25 protein-coding genes, 1 tRNA gene and 2 pseudogenes are annotated in these 25,886 nt (G+C 50.6%); 19 read left to right on the top strand and 9 right to left on the bottom strand.

Annotated elements, in window-relative coordinates; all coding sequences use genetic code 11:
• Positions 1-142: 142 nt before the first annotated feature.
• Entirely contained in the window at positions 143-772 is a 630-nt protein-coding gene (locus KDD30_RS11290) for a DUF2057 domain-containing protein (protein WP_211645968.1), read from the bottom strand.
• A gap of 282 nt (positions 773-1,054) precedes the next feature.
• Between KDD30_RS11290 and gltX the strand changes: the two genes are divergently transcribed.
• Positions 1,055-2,479, top strand: a complete 1,425-nt coding sequence (gltX, locus tag KDD30_RS11285) for a glutamate--tRNA ligase (RefSeq protein ID WP_211645967.1) — start codon at positions 1,055-1,057, stop codon at positions 2,477-2,479.
• 85 nt (positions 2,480-2,564) lie between these two features.
• Here the strand turns inward: gltX and KDD30_RS11280 are convergent, their stop codons facing one another.
• The 3 genes from KDD30_RS11280 to KDD30_RS11270 form a co-directional block, all read right to left on the bottom strand.
• On the bottom strand, positions 2,565-2,738 hold the full coding sequence (locus tag KDD30_RS11280) for a hypothetical protein (RefSeq protein WP_211645966.1): 174 nt from the start codon (positions 2,736-2,738) through the stop codon (positions 2,565-2,567).
• Between the two features lie 258 nt (positions 2,739-2,996).
• Positions 2,997-3,073 (bottom strand) — tRNA-Arg (locus KDD30_RS11275).
• A gap of 55 nt (positions 3,074-3,128) precedes the next feature.
• Complete coding sequence (locus KDD30_RS11270; RefSeq protein ID WP_211645965.1) at positions 3,129-4,271, bottom strand: flagellar assembly protein FlgT; 1,143 nt, start codon at positions 4,269-4,271, stop codon at positions 3,129-3,131.
• Between the two features lie 256 nt (positions 4,272-4,527).
• Between KDD30_RS11270 and KDD30_RS11265 the strand changes: the two genes are divergently transcribed.
• On the top strand, positions 4,528-5,163 hold the full coding sequence (locus tag KDD30_RS11265) for a FlgO family outer membrane protein (RefSeq protein ID WP_211645964.1): 636 nt from the start codon (positions 4,528-4,530) through the stop codon (positions 5,161-5,163).
• Between the two features lie 8 nt (positions 5,164-5,171).
• A complete protein-coding gene (locus tag KDD30_RS11260; RefSeq protein WP_211645963.1) occupies positions 5,172-5,600 on the top strand; it encodes an LPP20 family lipoprotein in 429 nt (142 codons plus the stop codon).
• A 74-nt stretch (positions 5,601-5,674) separates the two neighbouring features.
• Here the strand turns inward: KDD30_RS11260 and KDD30_RS11255 are convergent, their stop codons facing one another.
• From KDD30_RS11255 to flgA, 4 genes are all read right to left on the bottom strand, one after another.
• Complete coding sequence (locus tag KDD30_RS11255; RefSeq protein ID WP_211645962.1) at positions 5,675-6,316, bottom strand: trimeric intracellular cation channel family protein; 642 nt, start codon at positions 6,314-6,316, stop codon at positions 5,675-5,677.
• 282 nt (positions 6,317-6,598) lie between these two features.
• Positions 6,599-7,024, bottom strand: a complete 426-nt coding sequence (locus KDD30_RS11250) for a flagella synthesis protein FlgN (protein ID WP_211645961.1) — start codon at positions 7,022-7,024, stop codon at positions 6,599-6,601.
• Between the two features lie 41 nt (positions 7,025-7,065).
• The gene (flgM, locus tag KDD30_RS11245) at positions 7,066-7,377 is read right to left on the bottom strand and encodes a flagellar biosynthesis anti-sigma factor FlgM (RefSeq protein WP_211645960.1); all 312 of its coding nucleotides are present in this window, start codon (positions 7,375-7,377) and stop codon (positions 7,066-7,068) included.
• 75 nt (positions 7,378-7,452) lie between these two features.
• Positions 7,453-8,160 (bottom strand): flagellar basal body P-ring formation chaperone FlgA, encoded by a 708-nt coding sequence (gene flgA, locus KDD30_RS11240; RefSeq protein ID WP_211645959.1) that lies wholly within the window; start codon positions 8,158-8,160, stop codon positions 7,453-7,455.
• 137 nt (positions 8,161-8,297) lie between these two features.
• Here flgA and KDD30_RS11235 point away from each other — a divergent pair, with 137 nt between their 5' ends.
• From KDD30_RS11235 to flgJ, 11 genes and pseudogenes are all read left to right on the top strand, one after another.
• Entirely contained in the window at positions 8,298-9,215 is a 918-nt protein-coding gene (locus KDD30_RS11235) for a chemotaxis protein (protein WP_211645958.1), read from the top strand.
• Between the two features lie 19 nt (positions 9,216-9,234).
• Positions 9,235-10,065, top strand: coding sequence for a protein-glutamate O-methyltransferase CheR (locus KDD30_RS11230; RefSeq protein ID WP_211645957.1), 831 nt, complete (start codon positions 9,235-9,237; stop codon positions 10,063-10,065).
• 162 nt (positions 10,066-10,227) lie between these two features.
• A complete protein-coding gene (flgB, locus tag KDD30_RS11225; RefSeq protein ID WP_211645956.1) occupies positions 10,228-10,623 on the top strand; it encodes a flagellar basal body rod protein FlgB in 396 nt (131 codons plus the stop codon).
• Positions 10,624-10,626: 3 nt separating this feature from the next.
• Positions 10,627-11,043, top strand: a complete 417-nt coding sequence (gene flgC, locus KDD30_RS11220; protein ID WP_211645955.1) for a flagellar basal body rod protein FlgC — start codon at positions 10,627-10,629, stop codon at positions 11,041-11,043.
• An 18-nt stretch (positions 11,044-11,061) separates the two neighbouring features.
• Positions 11,062-11,775, top strand: a complete 714-nt coding sequence (locus KDD30_RS11215) for a flagellar hook assembly protein FlgD (protein WP_211645954.1) — start codon at positions 11,062-11,064, stop codon at positions 11,773-11,775.
• 245 nt (positions 11,776-12,020) lie between these two features.
• The gene (gene flgE / locus KDD30_RS11210; RefSeq protein WP_211645953.1) at positions 12,021-13,322 is read left to right on the top strand and encodes a flagellar hook protein FlgE; all 1,302 of its coding nucleotides are present in this window, start codon (positions 12,021-12,023) and stop codon (positions 13,320-13,322) included.
• Positions 13,323-13,554: 232 nt separating this feature from the next.
• Positions 13,555-14,304 carry a flagellar basal-body rod protein FlgF gene (gene flgF, locus KDD30_RS11205; protein ID WP_211645952.1) on the top strand — a complete coding sequence of 250 codons (750 nt, stop codon included), beginning with the start codon at positions 13,555-13,557 and terminating at the stop codon, positions 14,302-14,304.
• A gap of 17 nt (positions 14,305-14,321) precedes the next feature.
• Positions 14,322-15,110 (top strand): flagellar basal-body rod protein FlgG, encoded by a 789-nt coding sequence (flgG, locus tag KDD30_RS11200; RefSeq protein WP_211645951.1) that lies wholly within the window; start codon positions 14,322-14,324, stop codon positions 15,108-15,110.
• Between the two features lie 18 nt (positions 15,111-15,128).
• Positions 15,129-15,898 (top strand): annotated as a pseudogene (gene flgH / locus KDD30_RS11195) (flagellar basal body L-ring protein FlgH).
• 46 nt (positions 15,899-15,944) lie between these two features.
• Positions 15,945-17,023 (top strand): annotated as a pseudogene (locus tag KDD30_RS11190) (flagellar basal body P-ring protein FlgI).
• A 53-nt stretch (positions 17,024-17,076) separates the two neighbouring features.
• Complete coding sequence (flgJ, locus tag KDD30_RS11185) at positions 17,077-18,078, top strand: flagellar assembly peptidoglycan hydrolase FlgJ (RefSeq protein WP_211645950.1); 1,002 nt, start codon at positions 17,077-17,079, stop codon at positions 18,076-18,078.
• 36 nt (positions 18,079-18,114) lie between these two features.
• Here the strand turns inward: flgJ and KDD30_RS11180 are convergent, their stop codons facing one another.
• Positions 18,115-18,831 (bottom strand): hypothetical protein, encoded by a 717-nt coding sequence (locus KDD30_RS11180; RefSeq protein ID WP_211645949.1) that lies wholly within the window; start codon positions 18,829-18,831, stop codon positions 18,115-18,117.
• A gap of 362 nt (positions 18,832-19,193) precedes the next feature.
• Here KDD30_RS11180 and flgK point away from each other — a divergent pair, with 362 nt between their 5' ends.
• The 5 genes from flgK to KDD30_RS11155 all read left to right on the top strand — a co-directional run bounded on the left by flgK (position 19,194) and on the right by KDD30_RS11155 (position 25,869).
• Entirely contained in the window at positions 19,194-21,077 is a 1,884-nt protein-coding gene (flgK, locus tag KDD30_RS11175; RefSeq protein ID WP_211645948.1) for a flagellar hook-associated protein FlgK, read from the top strand.
• A 13-nt stretch (positions 21,078-21,090) separates the two neighbouring features.
• A complete protein-coding gene (gene flgL, locus KDD30_RS11170; RefSeq protein WP_211645947.1) occupies positions 21,091-22,281 on the top strand; it encodes a flagellar hook-associated protein FlgL in 1,191 nt (396 codons plus the stop codon).
• A gap of 274 nt (positions 22,282-22,555) precedes the next feature.
• Entirely contained in the window at positions 22,556-23,704 is a 1,149-nt protein-coding gene (locus KDD30_RS11165) for a flagellin (protein ID WP_211645946.1), read from the top strand.
• A gap of 503 nt (positions 23,705-24,207) precedes the next feature.
• Entirely contained in the window at positions 24,208-25,359 is a 1,152-nt protein-coding gene (locus KDD30_RS11160; RefSeq protein WP_211645945.1) for a flagellin, read from the top strand.
• A gap of 63 nt (positions 25,360-25,422) precedes the next feature.
• Complete coding sequence (locus KDD30_RS11155; RefSeq protein WP_211645944.1) at positions 25,423-25,869, top strand: flagellar protein FlaG; 447 nt, start codon at positions 25,423-25,425, stop codon at positions 25,867-25,869.
• Positions 25,870-25,886: the final 17 nt, after the last annotated feature.

Below are 25,886 nucleotides of genomic sequence, written 5' to 3'. Positions count from 1 at the left end.
TACTGCCTTATTCAATTTGGCCGGTCCCTTGTGGGCCGGTCCTTTTGTTTTCAGTGGATGTGATGTCAGTTGTGATGAAAACAAAAAGCACCGAGAGGGTGCTTTTTGTTTTGTTCATTCCAATATTCTCTTGAAAGTGGAATTAATCCATGTTTTGAACAGCCCAGCTTAAGAACGCTTTACGACTTTCCGGGCTTACCTGCTCAAACCAGTATTTGAGCATTTCATCCGCTTTGCTATCTGTTGGGACGGATTGCTGAACAGGCGTTGCAGAACGAGGATTCGTTTTCAGCGACGCCACACGATCGGAACGGTTATAGTCTCGTGTCAGTTGCAGATAATCTGGCGACAAAGTAAAGCCGACAGCAAGTTGGTCGGACTTAACATTCACTGGCTGCCCATGATTCAGTAATTGAAAACGCGGGTCTTTGTCATATGCTTGGCCTTGCGCGAGCGTTTCTATATTCGGAACCTCCAGCGAGAGTGTTGTCTCTTTGGCATCAAATAACGCGACAATCGGCACAGAATCATATTTGGTTTTCAGGCTGCCGCTTTCCATCACAATCTTGCCAATTCTGAAGACAACCTGATTCTGTCCATCTGGCAACTCAAGCACGGGCCGGTGATTAAAACCCAGCGCGGAATACCCTGCATCTTGTTCATTCACAACCAGAAGGTGGACACCTTTTGGCAGCTCCAGTTTGACTTGTGCCATGGTCGGGGCCGTCAGAGCCAACAGCGCAGATGACAGGAATAATTTTTTCAACTTCATGATGGCAATCCTTTAGCGCAAGCGGGGATCCGCTGGTTCGTGTGTCAAAATACAGTTTACTGAGTGCACGTGAAGGGTAAAGCGGTAAAACTGACAATCTTGGAGAGTTTGAAGGGGGTCACTTTCAGAGGCTCTGTTTTCACGTCACTTACATTGCCCTCAGGAATCAATGGTTGAGCATTTGAGGATTGCCCCGGCGGTGGTAGAATGGCCGGTACTGCAGACAGCGTAAATTCTTCCTGTTTCGCTCATTGTTTGAATCATTAGATTGAAGGTCTTTTCATGACGGTTAAAACTCGTTTTGCTCCTAGTCCAACAGGCTTCCTGCATGTTGGTGGTGCTCGTACTGCGCTTTATTCCTGGTTGTATGCCAAACACACGGGTGGTGAATTTGTATTGCGTATCGAAGATACGGATATTGAGCGTTCCACTCAGGAAGCTATCGACGCCATTATGGAAGGAATGACGTGGTTAGGGTTGAACTGGGATGAAGGCCCGTACTACCAGACCAAACGTTTTGACCGTTATAACCAATTGATTGATCAGCTGCTGGCAGAAGATAAAGCGTACAAATGCTACTGTCCGAAAGAATTGCTGGATGAAATCCGTGAAGCGCAAATGGCTGCAGGCGTGAAGCCGCGCTACGATGCGAATCATCCGCGAATCATTGAAGCGAACGCAGCTGCAACAGCAGATTCACCATTCGTGATCCGTTTCCGTAACCCGAAAGAAGGCAGTGTGGTTTTTGACGATCACATTCGTGGCCGGATTGAAATCAGTAACAGCGAGCTGGATGATCTGATCATTCGTCGCACAGATGGCAGCCCGACTTACAACTTCTGTGTAGTGGTGGATGACTGGGATATGGAAATTACCCATGTTGTTCGTGGTGAAGACCATATCAACAATACTCCACGCCAGATCAACATCTATCAAGCACTGGGTGCGCCTGTGCCAGAGTTTGCACACTGTGCCATGATTTTGGGTGATGACGGTGCCAAGCTGTCGAAGCGCCATGGTGCTGTCAGTGTGATGCAATATCGTGACGAAGGTTATCTGCCGGAAGCTCTGCTGAACTATCTGGTTCGTCTGGGCTGGTCTCATGGTGATCAGGAAATTTTCACGCAGGAAGAGATGATTAAGCTGTTCAGCCTGAATGATATCAGTAAGTCGGCATCTGCATTTAACACCGACAAACTGCGTTGGTTGAATCATCACTACATCAAAACGTCAGAGCCAGCTTATGTTGCAAAACATCTGCAGTGGCATCTGGATCACCAGGGAATCGATACGGCGGGTGGCCCGGAAGTGACAGAAGTGATTAAACTGCTGGCAGAGCGCAGCGATACACTGGTGGAGCTGGCTGCTCAGTCACGTTATTTCTTTGAAGATTTCACGGCCTTTGATGAAAACGCTGCGAAGAAGCATCTGCGTCCGGTTGCCAAAGAAGCACTGGCGCTGGCCAAGCAGAAAGCAGAAGCACTGGAAGACTGGAACACGGATGCACTGCATCAGCTGATTCAGCAAACCTGCGAAGAGCTGGCGCTGGGAATGGGGAAAGTCGGCATGCCACTGCGTGTTGCTGTGACCGGTCAGGGTCAGTCTCCTTCAGTGGATGCTGTCATGATGCTGGTTGGTAAAGCTCGTGTGATTGCCCGTATTCAGATGGCGCTGGATTACATCGCTGCGCGTGAAGCAAACGCTTAATCACCAGAAATCCGTCATGATTTCATGAAAAGCGGAGGCCTCAGCCTCCGCTTTTTTTTATACATTTTTTATACATTGGCTATCGTTATCGGTTCTGGCGTTCAAAGTTGTCCACGCAGACCCAGAAGTTTTGTGCACCAGCACAGTATTGCATGGCATCGCTCGGGATTTGCGTTGGTGTGCCGGACAAGGTGTAGGCCATTGCATTAAAGCTCAGTGCCATCAGCGCGGCAGTCGCGAACATTGCGAACTTTTTCATAGCTCTCTCCTGTGGTGACGACATAAGGTGATTCCTCAAAGCAACCTTATGGCGGATTACTCTGCGTTTTTGAAATCACTCCGTCTTTATCACTATTAGACTAGAACAAGATCATAATTTTCAATTATTAAAAAGACGCAGAATCTTTTCAAAGACACAGACAGGATCAGCAAGGTTAAATTTCAGGAATTTGCCGAAAAAGCAGCGAGTTGTCCAAATATTGAGACGGCGTGAAAGCGAGTAAGAAATTGCTGGAAATGGCGCTCCCTGCAGGAGTCGAACCTGCGGCCTTCCCCTTAGGAGGGGGACGCTCTATCCTACTGAGCTAAGGGAGCCTTTCTGGAAATTCAGAAAGGCCATTATACCCAAAAGACGATGTTTTTTAAGCGATTAGTACCTGCGTGGCGGTTGCTTGGTCAGTAAATCGCCAGGCTGAATGCTTGCCGCAAGTTCACTTTGCTGAACACTCAGTTCTGCTGAGGTTTCATAGACACGGTTAACAACTAAGCTGATCTCGGTCTCGACCATACGGTTGCGAGAGATACCATACTGATCAATAAATCCGGCTGTATGCCAGAGCTTGAGTTCATCGCCCTGACGAACACCATGGGTTCTGCCAACATTCATTTGCACCAGATTGCCATGTGCGTTAATGACTTCCGGCAAACTGGCCCGGCATGCCAGTGACGATTCCAGATCCAGCATCATATTCCGGCTGACTCGTTGCAGGGCAGCCCCATAAGTCGAAACCCAGAAGCGCGCACTTTGGGTATCGACCTGACTGATCCGGGAGAAGGGCCATTCTGCCACTTCTCTGTATTTCCGTTGTAACATCATCTCCCCGGTTTTGCCGTCCAGCACCTGGAGTTCGACAGAAAACTGACGGTTGATGGTATCGCTGGAAAAACGGTTCTGATCCAGTGTTGAGGTGAGATCCGTGATTTGTCCGCTCAGGATGTATTGCGCATCAAAGTCTTCCGCCAGCATCATCATCGCACTGGGGTTCTCCGGCTGAACCGGTACGGCACTGGTCCCGGTGATCACAAAGCTTTGTGATTGCTTACCGATTTGCCGCTTGAGCAGTTGGGTGAAATCTTTCCCCACCTGATAAATGCCCCCCAGCGCAGCCTGTTGCGGTACGGCAATGGAAAAATCGCTGATCAGCATGCCTTTTTTATACTGGACGTTGTGGCAACTTTTTGCCGTCGGGTAAATATCGACTCTGGCAGTGACGTAGTAATTGCCGTCTTTGGTATAGCTTTTACTGATCTGAACATGGCGGACTTCACTGCCGTTGAACTGATAGTCTTTCCGGTCTTCCTGGAAGTAGGGCTTCATACTGGAAAAGCTGGAAAAGTCAGCCCCTGCAAAATGCATGGCGCGGTAGACGGCGTCTTCAATTGCATTGGTCCGGGCAGAAGACTTGCTTTCCAGCATGATGGCCTGGCCAGTGACTTCAAACCAGGCAGCTTGCGAAGGAATTGCAGTCAATATTCCCAGACCCAGAAGGGCATTCCTGAGCGTCTTTTTCATAGTTTTTCCAGTCTCTGGATAATTTCGGTACGAATGTTGCTTTACTTTGTGTGTCGTTCAGGTTGAGTCAGCATTTGTGTTCAAGTCAATCAGCCTAACAGCTTTTTCCATTGCCAACATCCCAAGTCGCTGGATGATGTATGCAAAGAGCGTTCCTAAAACGTCAATTTGGGAGCGTGGCAATGAAAAGTGATAAAGTTTTCGAGATAAGAGGCGATAAAAGGCCATTGTCTCGTTTCTTCCGGAGCAGGGTAGAATGAAAAAATGGACCATCTTGCTGTTGTCGCTGCTGACAGCATCATGTACGTATGCACCCGTTTATAACGGTAAAGAGAGCTATGCCGGCAGCAATTTTTTGCTGACGGAAACCCCTCGCCATACCATCGACTTTTTTATCGAAGGGATGACGAAGCAACTGGTGGAATCCAACCAGTATCTGACTGCAAAAACCCCTTTAGCTGTCACGTCCTTTGTTGATATTCAGCAAATGAACGAAACAAACTGGCTGGGGAATGCCGTGTCAGAAGGCTTTATGTACCACATGCAGCAACTTGGTTTTACTGTGGTGGACTATAAAGCGACGGGTGCAATTCGTGTGACGCCGGAAGGTGATTTTTCGCTCAGCCGGAACTGGAAAGAGCTGGCTTCTGAACAGCCGGTCGATTATGTTCTGACGGGAACGATGCTGCGTCAGGGCGGTGGTGTCTTGATCAATGCCCGCGTGATTGGAATGCGTTCGCGCGTTGTGATCGCCAGTGCGCAGGGCTTTTTGCCGGAAGATCGGATCGGTCGCGATCTGGATACCCTGAATAAAATGCGGCTTGAGAATGGGGTGTTGATCCGTTCTGAAGCGACAAAATTTGAGAACAATTCGATCATATTAAAACCTTAGGAGTCACTATGCGGTTTTGGTGGATGGCTGTTTTGCTGATTACCCTGTCTGGTTGCCAGCCGTTAACAGAATTTCGCGATATCAATCTGATCACGGCAGTCGGGTATGCTTCAATTACAGAGCAGCGTGGTCAGACGATTGAAGAAAAAAGAATTCGAGCGATGCGGGCTTCTAAACTGGATGCTTACCGTGAGTTGACAGAGCAGGTCTACGGGATGCGAATCAGTGCTCGCGCGGGACTGACCGATCAACAGTTGGGTTCAGAAGAAACAGACGGCGCAGTGGACGGCGTGATCCGTGGCGCTGAGGTGATTCGGAGCTATCCGGTGGGAGACAGCTATGTGACAGAAATGCAGCTGGATCTCAATAAGATGGAACGGATGAAACAGCAGGGCGAGGTTTACCATGTCCCGGCGAATCAGGAAATTCTGTTTTAACCGCGTTGAAATGAATAGGATAAAAAAAGCGGCAAGGTCAGGCATGACCTTGCCGCTTTTTTTGAAGGGTTCAATCAGTGGCTGATGTTTCCCTTTGACTGCTCAGCAGAATCTTCAATGCGGAACACCGGTAATTGCCACTGAAAGCGGATCGCAGCGATTCGAAGCAGGAATCCGGTCACCAGGGTGATTCCGATGGCAATGTTTTCCGGCACGGCAAAGTACAGTTGTGCCATGTAGAGTCCTGCCGCAATAAATGCCACGGATGCATACAGCTCTTTGTGTAAAACAAGCGGGGTTCGTCGACAAATCAAATCTCGCAGTAATCCCCCAAAGACGCCGGTTACAACCGCAGCCATGAAACAGATAATCACGGGCTGATCCATATTCATGGCAACCCGGCAGCCCAGAATGCTGAAGACAATTAATCCCAGCGCATCCAGCAACACGAACACTTTATGGAAACGGACAACCAGTGGAGCAGTCCAGGTCGTCAGCAGACCGGCAATGCAGGTAATCAGCAGATACTGCGGATTGGCAATCCAATTTAGCGGATAGTGCCCCAGTAAAATATCCCTCACTGTGCCGCCGCCAATTGCAGTTGCGCTGGCGACCAGCATCACACCAAACCAGTCCATGTGGCGTTTGCCAGCTGCAAGGGCGCCTGTCATCGCTTCTGCAGTGATTCCGACAATGTATAAAACGGTTAACAGCATGAAAAATCAAACTCTTAGTGAAAGGTGGGGAGAAATGCTGCCATGGTAAATGTGATTCACATCAATATCCAATGAAATTTTTCCATTTTTACATTAGCTGACGTAATCCTGACGGATGGTGTGTCATGAGATTCATGGCATGAATCAAACGCACGATGGGGAAGTCATGAATGAAGGGTAGGTGCAGTTTAGTGCTTTGGTTTTTAAGAAGAAAATAAAGGTTCAGAAAGCAGAATGAAGGAGTCAATTCATTGACGGTGCTGGATTGAGCCCGAAAAAATTTCAGGCTTTCAGATTCGTTCCCAAAGAGCGCAGGTTCTGGGCAACGCCTTCTTTGTTGTAGGTCTGATGATGACCCATACTTTGCTGGAACAAATTATTCAGTTTATGAAAACTAAGCTGGGCTCGCTGGAGTGCGGCACCATTGAGCTCATTTTGATGCTGGCATTCACTCACCAGCGCCTGAATAGTCTGAACCTGCTCTGCCAGTTCCGGACTTTCTGTCAGCCGGCTACTTTGGGTGTGTCGGGCAATTTGTTGATCCTGTAGCTGAATTTTATCAACCAGATCTTTTTTATCGTTGGCTAGCCGGGTAATGTCGCCAGGCTGACGCTTCACAATGGCATCCCGCTCGTGTGTCAATAAGCGAAGCAGCACCTCGAGTGTGGCGTGTTGCTGGGCAAGTAATTGTTCAATGGTTGGCGACATAACTCTGACTCCGGGGACGTAGCAGCGAGCGTCTGATGATATCAGAGCCCGCGGAGTTCGTCCTCAAATCGAAGAATATTGTTTGCCAGGCGATCAGCATCAATCTGATACGAACCATTGTTGATGGCATTTTTGATGGCCTCAACTTTGGTGCGATCAAAGCTGGGCTCTGTCGCGAGTTGCTGATGGATTTGACCCACGGCACGCGCCTGTGAACTCAGAGACACCGCATCTTTTGGGGTATGTCCTGATTCTTCCCGGGCTTCCGTTCTGCCTTGTGTGGTGTTCGTACTGCTGCTGTTGCGCAGGTTGGTCATAACCTGACCGCTACGCAGGGAATCAATACTTGCCATAATCATGTTGCCTTAAACAGATTTCATCGTTGATGCCCTGCTATCGGCAAGGCTCTGTATAACTTTAGCATTTTTTTAGTAGCTGACAGTGACTTCACCCACAGCGGTGATTCTGGCCTGAATGATACGACGGGACTTCGTATTCTGAACCCGGATCTCTTCACCCAGTGAACCGTCAGACAGTGCTGTGCCTTTCGTGACGATGTTCAGGCCGCTTTGTCCGGCTTTAATGATGACCGAGTCATTCCGGCAAACCAGGCAAATATCGTTGCCTTCTACCGCTTCGCCCATATTGATGTTTCGCTTCACCGTTGAACCAATCACCTGTTCTGGGGACTCGAAGACGATACTCCGTTGAAAACGGCTTTCCACCTGGCTGACTTGTAAGTCGGCAGCAGTGATGACTGCACCCCGGGCCAAAGGTTTGGCTGCGACAACGCGTGGCAGCAATAAAGAGACCTGAACCGGAACATAAACTTGCCAGCCTGATGTCGGGCAACTGACCAGAACGGTGACATTGCCGGTCAGTGACTGATTACCGGGCACCGACGTTTGCAGGGGTTCTTGGCATGCGCTGATTCGTAAGCGGTTATCTAATGCAGTGGCGTTCACCTCCAGACTCCCCCGGTCTGGTTGGGCCACCAACTCCCGGATGTGATCTGTTGCTGCCTGTCGCACATTACTGAGTAAGTTATCGCTTGCAGCAATTGCATTCCCGCTTAAGAAACCGCAGAGTATGCCGATAAAGATCAAACAGAGTGTAAAATGTGTTCTTTCGGTCACGGTTTTTGCTCTTTTTAGGTCGTTCTCAGGGGCTACAATTGCACCATGATAGGGGATTTTGAGTCGGATTTCTCGTTTATCCTGCTAAATTGTCTATTTTAACAACAATTCTATTCGACAACTTTGGAGTCACGTATATGTCGGGGATTTTGGATTCTGTGAATCAGCGCACTCAGCTTGTGGGGCAAAACCGCCTGGAGCTGCTGACCTTCAAGCTGAACCGCCGTCAGCGCTACGGTATCAACGTCTTCAAAGTGAAAGAAGTTTTGCAGTGCCCGAAGTTGACCGCTATGCCAAATCTCCATCCTTTGGTGAAAGGAATTGCACATATTCGTGGTCAGACCATTTCTGTGATCGACATGAGTCTGGCAACCGGTGGTCGCCCAATTGAAAACACAGAGAATTGTTTTGTGATCATCTCCGAGTTTAATCGCTCTGTGCAGGGTTTTTTGGTGTCCGCAGTTGAGCGAATCATTAATATGAACTGGGAAGAGATTCTGCCGCCACCGAAAGGTGCGGGCAGTTCGAATTATCTGACTGCGGTGACAGAGATCGACGGCGAACTGGTCGAAATTCTGGATGTGGAAAAGATTCTGGATGAAATTTCACCCAGAACCACTGAAGTGTCAGAAACGCTGCGTGAAGCAATGCTGAATGAGAACCCGGTGACCCGCCGTGTTCTGGTTGCTGATGATTCCAGTGTCGCCCGGAAACAGGTCCAGCGTGCAATCGAATCCATTGGGTGTGAATGCCTGCTGGTGAAAGATGGAAAAGAGGCGCTCCTCAAGCTGCGTCAGATGGCCGAAGAGGAGAGTATCTATAAACAACTGGATTTGGTCATTTCAGATATCGAAATGCCAGAAATGGATGGTTATACCCTGACAGCGGCCATCAGAAATGATGACAAACTAAAAGATTTACATGTTATCCTGCACACCTCATTGAGCGGGGTATTTAATCAGGCCATGGTCGACAGAGTGGGCGCCAATGCGTTTATTCCCAAGTTTAATCCCGATGAACTGGGTGCTGCTGTCAAAGCAGCCATGCCTGAATAAACTGACGTTAGAGTAGTAGATGACAGCCATAACAATTAAAGACCAGGAATATCGAGATTTTTGCCGTTTTTTGGAAGGACAATGCGGTATTGTTCTTGGCGACAGCAAGCAGTACTTGGTGCGGAGCCGCCTGAGTCCGCTGGTCAACCGTTTTGGCCTGGCGTCACTCTCTGAATTATTGCAGAACGTGATTACGGGCCGTAACCGTGAGCTGCGTGTCGCGGCCGTCGATGCCATGACGACCAACGAGACCTTGTGGTTTCGCGATAGTTACCCGTTCACTGTCCTGGCAGACAAAATTTTACCTGAGCTGGCCGGTAACAAGCGTCCGATCCGGATCTGGTCATCCGCGAGTTCGTCGGGTCAGGAACCTTATTCCATCGCCATGACAGTGCTGGAAACACAGCAACGCCGGCCGGGGATGTTACCTCTTGGAACACAGGTTACCGCGACAGATATTTCGCAAACCATGCTGGATATGTGCCGGACGGGGGTTTATGACAATCTTGCGCTGAGCCGCGGACTGTCACCGGAGCGCCGTCAGGCGTTTTTTGAGCCCATCGGCAATGGCCGGATGCGGATCACCAGTAAAGTGAAGCAGATGGTGAATTTCCGTCCGCAGAACCTGAAAGACAGCTACGCGCTGCTGGGCAAGTTCGATGTCATTTTCTGCCGGAACGTGTTGATTTATTTTGCACCAGAGATGAAAGCGAAGGTCCTGAATCAGATGGCAGCCAGCCTGAATCCCGGCGGTTACCTGTTGTTAGGTGCTTCTGAGTCGCTGACCGGACTGACTGACAGATTCGAGATGATTCGCTGTAATCCAGGCATTATCTACAAATTGAAGTAATCACTCAGGGCCCGTTTGGGCCCTTTTGCTTTCAGCGCTGGACGATGATGCTTCTGAGGCGCTCAGATTTTTCCTGCCCTTTCATTTTGATTTTCACTCGCGATACGCACTTTTTGGCACGCCCCTTGCAGTTATATCTGCAAGTAATCCAGGAGGCAGAGTATGGCCATCTCTTTTGATAAAGCATTAGGCGTTCACCAGCACACGGTGGGCGTGCGCGGTAAACGGGCGGAAACCCTTGCCAGCAATATCGCAAACGCGAACACGCCTGGCTATAAAGCAAAAGATCTGGACTTTCAACGCGCATTGAAGGCGGCAACCTCGGAGGCAAAGTTTGGCCTCAGCCGGACCAATGAGCGGCACATTGCTGCCTCTGCGAAAGTGATGGGTGAACAAAAATACCGTGTGCCGACTCAGCCAGATACTGGCGATGGCAACACGGTCGATGCCCAACTGGAACAAAACCTGTTTATGCAAAACGCGCTGGAATATCAGGCATCGCTTGATTTTCTGGGCTCTAAATTCAAGAACCTGAGCAAGGCATTAAAAGGGGAATAATCCATGAGCTTGTTTAACGTTTTTAATGTCACCGGTTCGGCAATGAGTGCGGAGTCTGTACGTCTGAACACGACGGCCAGTAACATGGCAAACGCCAATACCGTCAGCAGTTCTGCGGCGGAAACTTATAAGGCACGTCATCCGGTGTTTGAAGCGGCACTGCAGAGCGCAAGTTATCAGCGTGATGAAAGTGTGCCGGTTCGCGTGAAAGCGATTGTCGAAAGTCAGAAACCCCTGACGGCGGAATACAATCCAGCGCATCCTTTAGCCAATGCTGAAGGCTATATCTACAAACCAAATGTAAATGTGATGGAAGAGATGGCAAACATGATCTCTGCCTCACGTTCTTACCAGAGCAATGTTCAGGTCGCAGATGCCAGTAAGCAAATGCTGATGCGAACACTGCAGATGGGCCAGTAAGGGTAGGGAGTGACTGACATGACCGGTATTCAAGGCACAGGTCAAAACCCTTTGTCCTATGTTGACCAGCTCAAGAGTATGCAGGAGAAAAAACTGCAGTCTGAGCAAAAAGTAACGGGACAACAGGAACTTAAGCAGGAAGATTTTCTGTCGCTGCTGACCAAACAATTATCCCAGCAGGATCCGTTTAAGCCCGTTGGGAATGATCAGATGATCGCTCAGATGGCCTCATTTGCGACGGTCGATGGGATCAGCAAAATGAATGATCAGTTTGGTGGTCTGAACGCAGCGATGACATCAAATCAGGCATTGCAGGCCTCCTCTCTGGTTGGCCGTGATGTGCTGGTGCCGAACCCAACGGCTTCGAAAACAGCTGAAGGCGGTGTGTCTGGCATGGTGAAGTTGCCGCAATCACTGAATAACCTAGTGGTCCGCGTCGAAAATGCGGCGGGACAGCTGGTGCGTACCTTCGATCTGGGCTCGAAACCTGCCGGCGATCACCGCGTGGCATGGGACGGGAATGACGACACCGGCAATGCGTTGCCTGCCGGCAAATATCAACTGAAAGTCAGTGGTTTTGCCGATGGTAAGAGCACCGAATTTGATGTATCGACTTACGCCAACGTGAACAGCGTGCTGCTGGGCAACGGTGATGGCAATGTCATGCTGAATCTGGCTGGATTTGAATCACCAATCAAGCTGGCTGAAGTACTGGAAGTCGGCAAGGCATAATGATACCAATCGCAGTAAATAACTGGTCATCCTAGCTTGTTCAAATGCTCGATAACGGCGTGAGATTTTTTGATTGTAGAACGACTACTGATCTAAAAAATCTGCCTTGTTCTCAACCATTTTTCCTGCGCTATTTCTGATCATTTACTTACTTTGATTGGTATGAAACACAGCGCCTGCCGGCGAGAGGGTACGGCAGGTGAACAATAAATACGCGCTGTAGACAGAATTCAGGAGAGTCAGTTATGGGCTTCAACGTCGCACTCAGTGGTCTGGGCGCTGCTCAGAAAGATCTGAACACCACAAGTAACAATATTGCCAACGCCAACACTTATGGCTTTAAAGAATCTCGTGCTGAGTTTGGCGATGTGTACTCCAACTCAATTTTCTCGAATCCGAAAACCACCACGGGTGGCGGTGTGCAGACTTCTGTCGTGGCGCAGCAGTTCCACGAAGGTTCCAGTATTTACACCAATAACCCGATGGATCTGCGGATTTCAGGCACGGGTTTCTTCGCCGTTGCAGATCAGCGTCTGGAGCCGAATAACAACAGTCTGACCCGTAACGGTGCGTTCCATCTGAATAAAGATAACTACATCGTGAACTCAGAAGATCAGTTTCTGCTGGGTTATGGTGTCGACCAAGACACGGATCAGGTGGTTTCCTATGAACCGCAGGCACTGAAGGTGCCGGATCAGTTTGGTCAGCCAAAAGCAACCAGTCAGGTTGATATCGGTGTGAACCTGCCAGCCAACGGTGAGCCGAAATCAGTGAACGACTTCAATTTTGAAGATCCGGACACTTATAACAAAGCGACTTCCGTCACCATGTATGATTCGCTGGGTCAGCCTTATAAGATGACCAGCTACTATGTGAAAGACAACACACAGACCAACCGCTGGGCAACCTTCTATACCGTAACTGATGCAGACGGCGAAAAGCCGATTGACATTGATGGCGGTGCTGCAACCAATGTGTCTGGCCATGCCGGTGCCTACGTGGATTTCAACTTCGACGGGACTGTGGCGCAGGTGAACGGTGGTAACCCTATGGTTTCTGAGCAGTTTGCTGCGGCCGGGATCAACATGAATGGTGCCGATGGGTCTCAGACACTGAATTTCAACTTCGACGCCCCAACACAGTATGCGGCGCCGTTTGAAGTTCGTCGCTTCAGCGAAAATGGTGCAACAACCGGCTATCTGGCGAAAGTGGATGTTGATGCAAAAGGCTCAATTGTCGCCACCTACAGTAACGGTGAGAACATCACCCTGGGTCGAGTGGGTATGGTGCGCGTTCCCAATGAGCAGGGCCTCCTGAAAAAGGGCGGTACACAGTGGGATGTGAGTCAAGATTCAGGCGCAGCCGTTTGGGGCGAGGCAACTTTCGGTGCGTTCGGTGCGGTCAAGAGTGGTACGTTGGAACAGTCTAACATCGACATGACGCAGGAACTGGTGGATCTGATCACCGCGCAGCGTAACTTCCAGGCGAACTCTCGTGCACTGGAAGTGGATAACAGCCTGCAACAGACCATTCTGCAAATTCGTTAATCGCTCGAATCCTCCCGATTGCCGCCTGCCATTTCAGGCGGCAATCTTTGTCCATTGTCCCCCCGTTTATCCAGTCATAATTTTGGCACTCTGAACGTCATCAAATCGTAAATTGGAAACCAAGCCCCAATAATCGGCTGATCTTAAGGCGATTTCTGCTTCATTCCTCACTTCCGATTAAATTGGTACGTATATTGCTTATATCCCAACAGTACTGATTGGGAGACTCAAAATGGATCGTGCACTTTATCTGGCCATGAGCGGCGCCAAGCAAGATATGTATGGCTTGCAAGTTCATGCCAATAACCTGGCTAACGTTCGTACCACCGGCTTTCGCGCTGACTTAGAACAGGCGCGCAGCATGCAGGCGTATGGCGAAGGCATGCCGAGCCGAGTGTTTACCATGACAGAACGGCCGGGGCAGGATTTCTCTCAGGGCGCTGTGATGACCACAGGCCGGGATCTGGATGTTGCCGTGGAAGGTGATGGCTGGCTGGCTGTATTGGATGCCAGCGGTCAGGAAGCTTATACCCGTGCCGGACATCTGAAAATCGACCAGACGGGTCTGCTGCAGAACAGCAATGGCAGCCTGATGGTGGGGGAAACCGGTGGTCCTATCTTTATTCCGCTACCAATCAGTAAGATAGAAATTGGCAAAGACGGCACGGTTGCGGTTCGGCCACAAGGCGCACCTGCGGGCGCGATGGAAGTGGTGGATCGGATCAAGATGGTGAAGCCAGCCAACAATGAACTCTTTAAAGACGTTGATGGATTATTTAAATCAAAAGTGCCGGCACAAATTTTTGATGCCGATGCACAGGTCACGTTGCTCAATGGCGCGCTGGAAGGCAGTAACGTCAATGCCGTGGGTGCAATGACCAGTATGATTGACCTTCAGCGTCATTTTGAAATGCAAGTTAAGTTAATGAAAACCGCAGAGGAAATGGACCAGGCGTCTTCGTCTCTGCTGCGTTTGGGCTAATTCGGAAGGAATAACACATGCATCCAGCTCTATGGGTCAGTAAGACCGGTCTTGACGCTCAGCAAACCAATATCTCGACCATTTCTAACAACCTGGCAAACGCCTCAACCATTGGCTTTAAAAAGAGCCGTGCGGTTTTTGAAGATCTGTTTTATCAGAATATTAACCAGCCGGGCGGTCAGTCCAGCCAGGATACAACCTTGCCATCCGGTTTGATGCTGGGTGCGGGTTCAAAAGTGGTTGCAACCCAGAAAGTTCATACGCAGGGTAATACTCAGACCACGAACAACGCGATGGATCTGATGATCGAAGGCGATGGCTTTTTCCAGATCCTGCTGCCGGACGGCAACATTGGCTATACCCGAAATGGCCAGTTCACGCTGAACCAGGAAGGTCAGGTGGTGACTTCTGGCGGTGGATACCTGCTGCAGCCCGAAATTGTGGTGCCTGAAGATGCGGTAGCGATTACCGTGGGAACTGATGGTGAAGTTTCAGCCCGTATCCGTGATCAGCAGGAAAACGTGATTCTGGGTCAGTTGACCACAGTGGACTTCATCAACCCAGGTGGTCTGGAGCCGATTGGTCAGAACCTGTTCCTGCCAACGGGCGCCAGTGGTGACCCGCAGGAAGGTGTTCCGGGGCTGGAAGGTTTTGGACAGATGCGTCAGTCGATGCTGGAAACGTCTAACGTGAACGTCACGGAAGAACTGGTGAACATGATTGAAGCCCAGCGGGTTTATGAAATGAACTCCAAAGTGATTTCAACCGTCGACCAGATGCTGAGTTACGTGAATCAGCAACTTTAATCAAGGAATAGAGCGATGATGCGGAACTGGCTACTCACTGCGGTCATTCTGGGTTTAACGGGCTGTGTTCAGCTTCCTGAACAGCGTGATGAGTTAACTCAGGCGACAACCAATGTTGATGCGGTCGAAGGCAAGCAGGAATCCTCGGGCGGCGATCTGATTGATCTGGTCCGTCGCCGGGATGACCCGCAGGCGGGAGACCCGGCCTGGACCGGTGTCCGTCCGCAAGAAAAGCCTGCGCATTACGCGACAGCAACCGGCTCTCTGTTCAGTCAGGCCCTGGCACAAGATATGTACGATGACACCCGCCCCGCGGGATTGGTGACATCGTGACAGTATTGCTGGCAGAGAAAAACAAAGCCAACAAAAGCGCCAGTACGGATGTCGATAAATCGACAGACCTGAGCATGGACCCGCTGACGTTAGGCGGCCAGCCGCTGAAGATTGGCGATCGTGATATTTCTTATGCGGTCAGTAACGAAAGTACCTTTACCGGCAGCACCTCAGCCGATCAAAGCAACAGCATTCAGGGTTATATCTCTGTAGAAGTTGTCGATGTTCTGGCAAACGGGAACTTGCTGGTTCGCGGCGAAAAATGGCTGACCCTGAATACGGGAGACGAATATATCCGTGTTAGTGGCACTATTCGCCCGGATGATATTACGCAGGAAAACACCATTGAATCGACCCGGATTGCCAATGCGCGGATTCAGTATTCCGGCACCGGCGATCGACAGGATGTTCAGGAACAAGGCTGGCTGGCGCGTTTCTTTAACGTCAGCCTGTAACAGATAAAACTCACCCGACGACGAGACGATGACAGTGACCAGAACAATGCTATGGGCAGGACTCGCCCTGTTAATGGCCTTTCCGCTACAGGCAGCCCGGATTAAGGATGTCTCTGAAGTCGCCGGGGTGCGGAGTAACCAGCTCACGGGCTATGGTCTGGTTGTGGGTTTACCGGGCACCGGCGAAACCACGCCATTTACCGATCAAAGTTTCAATGCCATGTTGCAGAACTTCGGCATTCAGTTGCCGCCCGGCACCAAACCCAAAACCAAGAATGTCGCGGCAGTTGCCGTGAATGCGACATTGCCGCCGTTTACCAAGCAGGGCCAGCGCATTGATATTACGGTGTCGTCGATCGGCTCGGCAAAAAGTCTCCGGGGCGGTACGCTGTTGCAGACATTCTTGCGGGGTCTGGATGGGAAAATTTATGCCGTCGCGCAGGGAGCCTGGTCGTTGGTGGCTTCAGTGCCGAAGGGCTTGATGGTTCCAAACTGGTCGGAAATAACCCAACGGTTGGCCGGATTGCCAACGGTGCCATGGTCGAGCAGGAAGTACCGAACCCATTCAGCCGGGGCGATCATCTGACATTCAACCTCTTCGAATCCGATTTCACAACGGCACAGCGCCTGGCGGATGCCATTAACCAATTTCTGGGGCCGGATATGGCTGCACCCGTTGATGCGACCTCGGTACGCGTTCGTGCGCCGCGAGATGTCAGCCAGCGTGTGGCATTTCTTGCCACCATCGAGAATATCGAATTTGACCCGGCGGAAGGGGCGGCAAAAATTATTGTGAATTCGCGGACAGGCACCATTGTGGTCGGTCAGCATGTGAAGCTGAAACCCGCGGCAATCACCCATGGCGGGATGACGGTGTCGATTCAGGAAAATCCAATCGTGAGTCAGCCGAATCCTTTCTCCGGCGGAGAAACTGTCGTGGTGCAAAACTCACAAATTGAAGTGACTGAAGAAGATTCCCGGATGTTCAAGTTTGAACCGGGTATTACACTGGATGAGCTGGTGCGCGCAGTCAATCAGGTTGGTGCGGCCCCTTCAGATTTAATGGCGATTTTGCAGGCACTGAAGCAGGCCGGCGCGATTGAAGGTCAATTGATCATTATTTAATGGTACGCCTGACTTGATGTGAACAGGCGACGGAATACAGGCTGAGAAGAAAGATGAAACCGACGGATCCTGGATTTATCAACGACCTTGCAAACCTGGACCGGCTGCGTGCCGGGATTCAGGGGAAGGGCGATAAAGAAAACCTGAGAGCTGCCGCAGAGCAGTTCGAAGCTATCTTTACGCAAATGCTGTTTAAATCGATGCGTCAGGCCAACGAAGTGTTCGACTCCGACCTGATGAGCAGTTCGAATACCAAGTTCTTTGAAGAGATGCGGGATCAGCAGATGTCGAGTGAGCTGAGTACCCGGGGATCGCTGGGGCTGGCGGATCTGATTGTTGAACAACTCAGCGCCATGGATAAGCCGGCTGCCACACCGGAAGCGCAGGCGGAGGCCGATGCGCAGACTGCGGCAAACTTTGAAGCGCTGCAGCAATCGCGTCAGACGTCTGCGGATGATGTGCTGGCACAAATTTTTGCGCAGCCGAAACCGGATGCCAATCTGGCGGATAAGCCTGCCAGCGAAGCTGTACCGGCCACTGCTGCGACAGAATTTGTCAGACCGCCTCTGCGTCAGCCGCAGGAAAAACCTTTTGCTTCCCCACAGGATTTCGTCACACGCATGCGTCCTTTTGCTGAGAAAGCTGCAGGTATGCTGGGTACGGATCCTGCTGTCCTGATTGCGCAGGCAGCACTGGAAACCGGGTGGGGCAAAAAAGTGGTCCGCAATGCCGCGGGTGACAGTAATAACCTGTTCAATATCAAAGCGGATCAGCGCTGGGCCGGCAATAAAGTGGCCACTCAGACACTGGAATATCACGACGGGATTCCGGTTCAGGAGCGTGCGGCATTCCGTTCTTACAATAGTTACGAAGATAGTTTTAATGACTATGTCCGTTTCCTGAATGATAACCCGCGCTATTCAGAAGCACTGGCTGCCCCGCAGGATCCGCGCCGCTTTATCCGCAACCTGCATCAGGCCGGTTACGCGACCGATCCGAAATACGCCGATAAGATCATCAATGTGATGGAGTCGGTGAAAAAGCTGATGAAGTAAAAGTACGGCAAGTTCTCGACTTGCCGTCCTCATGACTCAGCAAATTTCGCCTTCAACAGAAGAACCGAAAGGAACCCCTTTATAGGTGGTGTAAACACTCGATGCCGCATTGCCTGTTGTCACTTTGATCCAGCCATTCCCACTAAACTGTCTGTCTGCCCATTTATCTTCTTGTGACCAGAATCGGACCCAGGTCAGCACCAGTGTATCCCCTAAGATTTTTGAGCTGACTTTGTAGGTTGTGACCCCGATATGACTTGCCACGGGGATTGGATAGCTCCAGACATTGGGTGGCGCATAGGAGCCAAATCTCTTGCAGTCCTTGTCTAACAGAGCAATGTTCCCGTTTTCCTGCGTTTTGACTTGAGCTTTCTTTTTAGGTGGTTGAAGATCCTGGGCTGATAACACTTCATAATCTTCTGTGGTCAGCCTTTGGAGTGTGCAGCTCGGATCAGGCAGATTGGTAATACTGAAATCAGGCGGATGATTCGGATCGGTAAAGAGAAGTGTTTCGGAGCAATCTTTGATCATCTGATTTCCAAATGCATCGAACGTTTTGAAAGTGCCCGTATGAATATACTGATGCCCCTCTGGCCCGTGCATCATTTTTGTCTCGGGATCCTGGTAGAGTTGTGTGGTATCAACCTTGATAGGATAACCGTTCGAATCAAACGCATTTGTTTCTGATTGCGCGTATGCCAGGCTTGTTGTGAGCGTGGCTGTGAGCAAAATTAGGTTTTGAGTGTAAAACATCTTCATCTCCATTATGAGTTCTGTTTCACATTAGTCGCTAATGCTTACCTGCGAATCATTCTTGTTTTGATTGTGTGATGCGTCGCAATCTTTGAGTGATTCTTGCTGTCTTGATCATTTCATATGAGAAAACAGCGCATGAATGATAATTTGGTTGAAAGTGACTCTGCATCAGGTATGGCTTTCCTGCTCCTGAACGGGTTTTACACCCGCTTGTTTTTCCTGCCTCCTTCCGGCAAAAAATTGCCCACTCAGGGCTGCTGAATACCCTAAAGTGATGAAAAATAAACACATAAATATTGGAACGATTTTTGCAGATTAATCTCCAGTGAAGGAACTCCCTGAGGTTTACTGGAGGCGCAATGGCGTTCGATTTGCTCAGTTTGGGCTCTCAAGGTGTGTTAACAGCGCAACGGCAGCTGAATACCACCAGCCATAACATCAATAACGTCAATACGGAAGGTTACAGCCGGCAGTCTGTGGTGCAGGAGACGAACGATCCGTTCTGGTCTGCCGGCAATAACTACGGAACGGGCGTTCATGCGGCAGAAGTTCGCCGCGGTTATGATCAGTTTGCCACCAACGAGCTGAACCTCACCACGACCAACCACAGCTATGCGACGGAGCGGGACGGCCAGCTGGAACGGCTTGATAAACTGCTGGCAAACAGTGCCAGTCAGGTGCCACAGGACATGAACCAGTGGTATGACGCCGTAAAAGCGATGGCAGACAGCCCGAGTGATCTCGGTACCCGGAAAGTGGTCCTGGAAAAGGCAAAGATGGTTTCGGCTGGCTTAAATGACACCCACCGGGTGCTGGATGAGCAGAAAGCGGTGACCAACGACGTGTTGAGAAAGACGCTGGACCGGGTGAATGACATCGGCCGGGAGCTGGTGGAAATCCATGAAGCGTTGCTGAAAACCCCGGCAGGTGGTGCGGATAACGATCTGATGGACAAACATCAGACCCTGATCAATGAATTGTCGACGTATACCAAGGTGACCGTCACCCGTAAGAACACGGAAACCTTTAATGTCCTGATCGGCAGCGGTCACACCCTGGTGTCCGGCACCCATTCCAGTGAGCTGAGAATGATTGACGGTGATCCGGACCCGCAGCAGAGCCGACTGGCCGTGGTTGCAGGCAAATCGCTGAAAGCCATCAGTTCGGATGATATCGGCGGCAAACTGGCGTCTTTGTTCGAATTTCGCGACAGGACATTGCCGCAGGTGATGGACGAACTGGGCAAAATGGCCATTGGTTTTACTGATTCTGTGAACCAGTTGCAATCTCAGGGGCTGGATTTGAACGGTCAGGTGGGCGAAGCCATGTTCACCGATGTGAATTCACCGGAAGTGGCGGCATCCCGAGCGCTGATTCCGCGCGGTTCCAGTGCGGAGGTGAAGGTTTATATCGAAGACCTGAGCCAGTTGAAAGGCGGTGAGTATGAGCTGGGATTCAACGGCAGTCAGCACACGCTGAAAATGCCGGATGGATCGACGCAAACCGTGATCCCGAGTGGGATTCCGCCCAGCTTCACCGTGGATGGTGTGCGGATCGAAATTGCCGCCCCGGTTGGCAATGGCGACAAGATCCTGCTGCGTCCGACGCGTCATGCCGCACGCGATGTGGAAGCGGTGATGGCGGATCCGGCAAAAATTGCCGCGCAGAGCTATCTCAGTTCAGCGACCCAGACCCAAGGGAAAGCTGAATTTGCCATCACTTCGGCAGGGCCGCTGCGTGAATTTCAGGTGGCTGTTTCTCCAGACAGTTCTCAGTTTGCGGTGCTCGATATGCAGGGCAATGTATTGCAGGCTCCTCAGCCTTATCCGCCCACCGGGCAGGTTGTGGTTGGCGGGACCGGATTCACACTGAGTAACGGCGCATCCGGCGGCGATGTTTTTGCCGTGAGTTTGAATGCTGCAACGGGTGACAACGGCAACCTGATCAGAATGCAGGATCTTCAGGATACCAAACTGATGGATAAAGGCCGTTCCAGCGTGATTGATGTCTATGAGGCGCTCAACACCGAAATGGGTGTACAGCGGGCTTCAGCAGCACGTTTGAAAGAGGTCGGTCGTCAGGAAAAAGAAGCGGCGGAAAGCCGTGTTGCTGAGATTTCCGGCGTCAATATGGATGAGGAAGCAGCGAACATGATGAAGTTCCAGCAGGCTTATATGGCATCGTCCCGCATTATGACGGTGGCCAATGAAACCTTTAACACATTGCTCAATGCTGCGCGATAAGGAGTAAACCCAGATGATTAGCCGAATTGCCAGCTTTCATAATTATCAGTCTGTGGCGAACGATATGGCGCGCCAACAGACGAAAGTGGCACACAATCAGGAGCAACTGGCTTCCGGAAAGCAATTGCTGACTGCCGGAGATGATCCGGTGGCTTCAATTTATGTGCAGAACTTTTCCCAGCAAAATACGGAAATTGATCAGTCTATCCGGTCGATTACGCTGGCGCGAAACCGTCTGACCAGCGAAGAAGTGGCCATCTCAGACGCCGAGACCCTGCTGGATGATGCCAAACGTAAATCGATGGCCATGGTGAACGGTTCGTTGTCGGATGACGATCGGATTGCACACATGCAGGATCTGCGTGGTCTGTTTGATTCATTTATGCATCTGGTGAATACCCAGGATGAGTCCGGTAACTTTGTGTTTGCCGGGAATCAGTACGACAAACAACCGTTTTTCCGGGATGGCAACAGCAACGTCAGTTATGTCGGCGACAGCTATCAGCGGATGTCTAAAGTCTCTCCGAACGTTGAAGTGCCGGTGAATGATCCGGGCGATAAACTCTTTATGGAGATCCAGAACCCATACGGAGATTACCAGCCGGATTACGATCTGCAGTCCGGATCCTTGCTGCTGCTGTCCCATGCCCGGAACAGTAACCACAGCGATAACGCCAGCTACACGATTGATTTCACTCAAACCGGAACGGGGGCTGTCTACGATCTGTATCAGGATGGCTTGCTGGTGGACAGTCAGCCGTTTGATCCGAAACGCGGCATTGAGTGGGGCACGTTGTCGGTGCAGCTCGAAGGCGAAGTGGAAGACGGCGATCAGATCACGTTGAAGCCGCAGGAAACCTTCAACCTGTTTGATTCGTTCAAGCGTGGCATTGAAGTGTCTGCCCGTGCACCGTCTGATGCGTCTGCAACCGCCGAATTGCATCAGGTCGCGGAAGAGTTTTCTCAGGCGTTCAAGCATATCAACCGGGCCCGTTCTGAAATTGGCACGCGTTTGCAGACACTGGATCGCCAGGAAGACATGCATCAGGACTTTAAAGTCGTGATCAATAAAGCGCGTGGCACGCTGGAAGATCTGGATTACGGCAAAGCCGTGATCGAACTCAATGAAAACATGCTGGCGCTTCAGGCGTCTCAGCAGGCATTTGCCAAAGCCAAGGATCTGAGCCTGTTTAATTACATCTGATCCGGGTGAGAGCGGCATTGCCGGGCGGCAACGCTTGTTTGCCACCTGGCTGAACAGCAAAGGCATGGCATTGCCGCTCCGGGGAATAACCGTCACAGAAATGGCATAACACATTGAAAATTATGGGTTAAGTTTTCTGGCACAGTTATTGCTAAATTACCATTGTGAATTCTATGAACAACATTTTTACTAACGCTGGTCCCGCTTCACTCTCTGATGGGTTGACGTTGCGGGTAGCTGTTTCGCTAACAGCGAAAAGTCAAAGGAGAGCAAAATGGGTGTAACAGTAAACACCAACGTGTCTGCCATGACTGCGCAGCGCTACCTCAACAAAGCATCTGAGGGCCTGGGTCAATCCATGGAGCGTCTGTCTACGGGGAGTCGCATCAACAGTGCAAAAGATGATGCGGCAGGTTTGCAGATTTCTAACCGCCTGATTGCACAGACCCGGGGTCTGAACGTCGCGATGCGAAATGCCAACGATGGTATTTCCATTGCCCAGACAGCAGAAGGTGCGATGCAGGAATCGACCAGCATTCTGCAGCGGATGCGTGACCTGTCTCTGCAATCGGCGAATGGCGCGAACTCAGACAGCGACCGTGTCGCGATTCAGGAAGAAATCACGGCCCTGCAGGACGAACTGAACCGGATTGCGGAAACCACGTCTTTCGGTGGTCGTAAACTGTTGAACGGCACCTTTGGTGAGGCTGCATTCCAGGTGGGTGCGGATGCCGGTGAAGCGATCGTTGTCGGTCTGGACAGTGTGCGTGCGGACGAACCACAGATGGGCGGTAGCCTGCTGGTGTCGACCAACACCATTAAAGCGGATGCTGTTCTGGCAGCGAACACGACCATTGAGTTGAGTGTGACTGCGAAAGATGGCACCGTCCTGCCGGTTTCAATCGATCTGATCGGTGGCGATGATGTAGAAGAAATCGCAACGCGTATCAATGGTCAGAATGGTTTGATCAATGCATCTGTCACTGAGAAAGGTGAACTGCAGCTGGTCTCCAGCGATGGTACTGTGGGTGTGACCAACGGTGCGATCAGTATGCTGAACTCCGACGGGACAACCACCGCGGGCGATATTGCCGGTACAGCGGTTGATGTGACTGTGTCTCAGATTGATGTGTCGAATGCCGGCGGTGCTCAGCGCGCTGTTCCGCTGATTGACTCAGCGCTCCAGTACATTGACAGCATGCGTGCTGATCTGGGTGCCAAGCAGAACCGACTGACGCACACCATCAATAACCTGGCCAATACTTCAGAGAATGTTTCTGCCTCGAACAGCCGTATCCGCGATACGGACTTTGCGAAAGAAACGACTGAAATGACCAAGAATCAGATCCTGCAACAGGCAAGTACTTCGATTCTGGCACAAGCCAAACAAATCCCGCAGTCTGCACTGAATCTGCTTCAGTAACCCCAACGGGTCAGCAGACACGGACGGCAAGGTGGCAACACCTTGCCGTCTTTTTTTGCGATAAACCGAATACCAATCGCAGTCAATCACTGGTCATCCTCGCTTGTTCAAATGTTCGATGACTGCGTTAAATTTTTTGATTGTAGAATCACGACTGATCTAAAAAATCTGCCTTGTTCTCAAACATTTTTCCTGCGCTATTTCTGATCATTGACTGACTTTGATTGGTATAAGCAAAAAATCACTCAGAAACCTCAAAAAAATCAGTAAAGTTTTTCTCCCGCCCGTCGATAACCTTTATAGAACAAGAAAGTGCGTCCCAACGAAGAAAACCCCTCGGGGGTCTTGAGTACCAAGTCACACTTTTTTGCCCGGTAAAAATTTTTCAAAAAATAACTAAAGCTTTCTTCTCCAGCGCCGTTAAAGGTGATGTACGAAGATTAACCCGGACTTGCCGGCTGAGCTGGTCAAGCCACAAAGAAACACAAGTAAGGAGAATTACTATGGCAGTTACAGTCAATACTAACGTTTCTGCAATGACCGCTCAGCGTTACCTGAACAAAGCTAGCGATAACACAGCAGCTTCTATGGAGCGTCTGTCAACCGGTTCACGCATCAACAGTGCAAAAGATGACGCAGCAGGTCTGCAAATCTCTAACCGTCTGATGACTCAGAGCCGTGGCCTGGACGTTGCCGTCCGTAACGCCAACGACGGTATCTCTATGTCTCAGACCGCTGAAGGTGCAATGCAGGAAACCACCAGCATTCTGCAACGTATGCGTGACCTGGCGCTGCAATCTGCGAACGGTTCAAACTCTGATGATGACCGTAAAGCGATTCAGGAAGAAGTGACTGCACTGAATGACGAACTGAACCGTATCGCAGAAACCACCTCTTTCGGTGGTCAGAAACTGCTGAACGGTACTTTCGGTACCCGTGCATTCCAGGTGGGTGCTGACTCTGGTGAAGCGGTACAGATTACGCTGAAAAACATGCGTTCTGACGGCGCTGACATGGGTGGTAGCCTGCTGGTTTCTACCAACGGTGTTGCTGACAAAAACTCTACACTGGATGCAGATACCACGATTGAACTGAGCGTGACTGATGCAGACGGTAACGCGACTGCAGTGAGCGTAGATCTGGTTGGCGGCGATGACATCGAAGAAATCGCAACCCGTATCAACGGTCAGAACGATCAGATCAACGCATCTGTCACTGAAAACGGCGAACTGCAGCTGTTCTCTTCGAACGGTGCTGTTGGCGTGACCACAGGTACAATTGCAATGACTGATACGTCAGGCAACGCAGTTGACGCATCTATTGCAGGCACTGCAGCAAACGTGACTGTTTCTCAGATGGATGTCAGCACCATCGGTGGCGCACAGCAAGCAGTGTCTATCCTGGACGGCGCGATGCAGTTTGTTGACTCTCACCGTGCAGAGCTGGGTGCGAAACAGAACCGTATGGATCACACCATCAGCAACCTGAACAACATCAACGAAAACGTGACTTCTTCAAACAGCCGTATCCGTGATACTGACTTTGCGAAAGAAACCACGAACCTGACAAAGAACCAAATCCTGCAGCAAGCGTCTACTTCTATCCTGGCGCAAGCAAAACAGGCGCCTCAGGCAGCACTGAGCCTGCTGGGCTAATCCGCTCAATGAAGCGGCAGGGGCAACCCCTTGCCGCTTTTTTCGATCAGAAGGTGTCAGACAATGGACGTTAAATCTGTATTAAACCCTTCATTTCTCTCCCGATATTCTTCATCCAATACGAAGTCATCTGTTGGCACAGATGTTGCAAAACCTTCTTCCGGGCATTCACACGATAATTCTTTGACGCCAGCGGTGTCTGAACCATCCGCGAGAAGCTTGTCTTCACCGTCAGAAGTCAGACGTGTAGAGCAGTCTGCCAAGCTGGAAGAGCAGCGACAGTTACATCGCCAGCAACTGGAAAAGCTGGTGGAACGTATTGAAGATTTCGTTGGCTCCATGAACAAGGGGCTGGCATTCCGAATTGATGAAGAATCCGGGCGTCAGGTGGTCACCGTATACGAAAAGGAAAGCGGTGAAGTGATCCGACAAATTCCCGATGAAGATATGCTGGTCTTGTCGCGTCAGATTGCGACATACACGACCGGGCTTCTGACGACAAAAGTGTAATCGGTACGGGTTGAGGT

The sequence above is a fragment of the Photobacterium sp. GJ3 genome, assembly GCF_018199995.1.
In the GTDB taxonomy this organism is placed as follows: Bacteria; Pseudomonadota; Gammaproteobacteria; order Enterobacterales; family Vibrionaceae; genus Photobacterium.
Note: the sequence above shows the minus strand (reverse complement) of the source record. Positions and strands in the feature narration are given on the sequence as shown.

Excerpts from the sequence above, each read along its gene's own strand:
- KDD30_RS11290 (WP_211645968.1), bottom strand. The coding sequence starts at position 772 with ATGAAGTTGAAAAAATTATTCCTGTCATCTGCGCTGTTGGCTCTGACG.
- gltX (WP_211645967.1), top strand. The coding sequence starts at position 1,055 with ATGACGGTTAAAACTCGTTTTGCTCCTAGTCCAACAGGCTTCCTGCAT.
- KDD30_RS11280 (WP_211645966.1), bottom strand. The coding sequence starts at position 2,738 with ATGAAAAAGTTCGCAATGTTCGCGACTGCCGCGCTGATGGCACTGAGC.
- KDD30_RS11270 (WP_211645965.1), bottom strand. The coding sequence starts at position 4,271 with ATGAAAAAGACGCTCAGGAATGCCCTTCTGGGTCTGGGAATATTGACT.
- KDD30_RS11265 (WP_211645964.1), top strand. The coding sequence starts at position 4,528 with ATGAAAAAATGGACCATCTTGCTGTTGTCGCTGCTGACAGCATCATGT.
- KDD30_RS11260 (WP_211645963.1), top strand. The coding sequence starts at position 5,172 with ATGCGGTTTTGGTGGATGGCTGTTTTGCTGATTACCCTGTCTGGTTGC.
- KDD30_RS11255 (WP_211645962.1), bottom strand. The coding sequence starts at position 6,316 with ATGCTGTTAACCGTTTTATACATTGTCGGAATCACTGCAGAAGCGATG.
- KDD30_RS11250 (WP_211645961.1), bottom strand. The coding sequence starts at position 7,024 with ATGTCGCCAACCATTGAACAATTACTTGCCCAGCAACACGCCACACTC.
- flgM (WP_211645960.1), bottom strand. The coding sequence starts at position 7,377 with ATGGCAAGTATTGATTCCCTGCGTAGCGGTCAGGTTATGACCAACCTG.
- KDD30_RS11235 (WP_211645958.1), top strand. The coding sequence starts at position 8,298 with ATGTCGGGGATTTTGGATTCTGTGAATCAGCGCACTCAGCTTGTGGGG.
- KDD30_RS11230 (WP_211645957.1), top strand. The coding sequence starts at position 9,235 with ATGACAGCCATAACAATTAAAGACCAGGAATATCGAGATTTTTGCCGT.
- flgB (WP_211645956.1), top strand. The coding sequence starts at position 10,228 with ATGGCCATCTCTTTTGATAAAGCATTAGGCGTTCACCAGCACACGGTG.
- flgC (WP_211645955.1), top strand. The coding sequence starts at position 10,627 with ATGAGCTTGTTTAACGTTTTTAATGTCACCGGTTCGGCAATGAGTGCG.
- KDD30_RS11215 (WP_211645954.1), top strand. The coding sequence starts at position 11,062 with ATGACCGGTATTCAAGGCACAGGTCAAAACCCTTTGTCCTATGTTGAC.
- flgE (WP_211645953.1), top strand. The coding sequence starts at position 12,021 with ATGGGCTTCAACGTCGCACTCAGTGGTCTGGGCGCTGCTCAGAAAGAT.
- flgF (WP_211645952.1), top strand. The coding sequence starts at position 13,555 with ATGGATCGTGCACTTTATCTGGCCATGAGCGGCGCCAAGCAAGATATG.
- flgG (WP_211645951.1), top strand. The coding sequence starts at position 14,322 with ATGCATCCAGCTCTATGGGTCAGTAAGACCGGTCTTGACGCTCAGCAA.
- flgJ (WP_211645950.1), top strand. The coding sequence starts at position 17,077 with ATGAAACCGACGGATCCTGGATTTATCAACGACCTTGCAAACCTGGAC.
- KDD30_RS11180 (WP_211645949.1), bottom strand. The coding sequence starts at position 18,831 with ATGTTTTACACTCAAAACCTAATTTTGCTCACAGCCACGCTCACAACA.
- flgK (WP_211645948.1), top strand. The coding sequence starts at position 19,194 with ATGGCGTTCGATTTGCTCAGTTTGGGCTCTCAAGGTGTGTTAACAGCG.
- flgL (WP_211645947.1), top strand. The coding sequence starts at position 21,091 with ATGATTAGCCGAATTGCCAGCTTTCATAATTATCAGTCTGTGGCGAAC.
- KDD30_RS11165 (WP_211645946.1), top strand. The coding sequence starts at position 22,556 with ATGGGTGTAACAGTAAACACCAACGTGTCTGCCATGACTGCGCAGCGC.
- KDD30_RS11160 (WP_211645945.1), top strand. The coding sequence starts at position 24,208 with ATGGCAGTTACAGTCAATACTAACGTTTCTGCAATGACCGCTCAGCGT.
- KDD30_RS11155 (WP_211645944.1), top strand. The coding sequence starts at position 25,423 with ATGGACGTTAAATCTGTATTAAACCCTTCATTTCTCTCCCGATATTCT.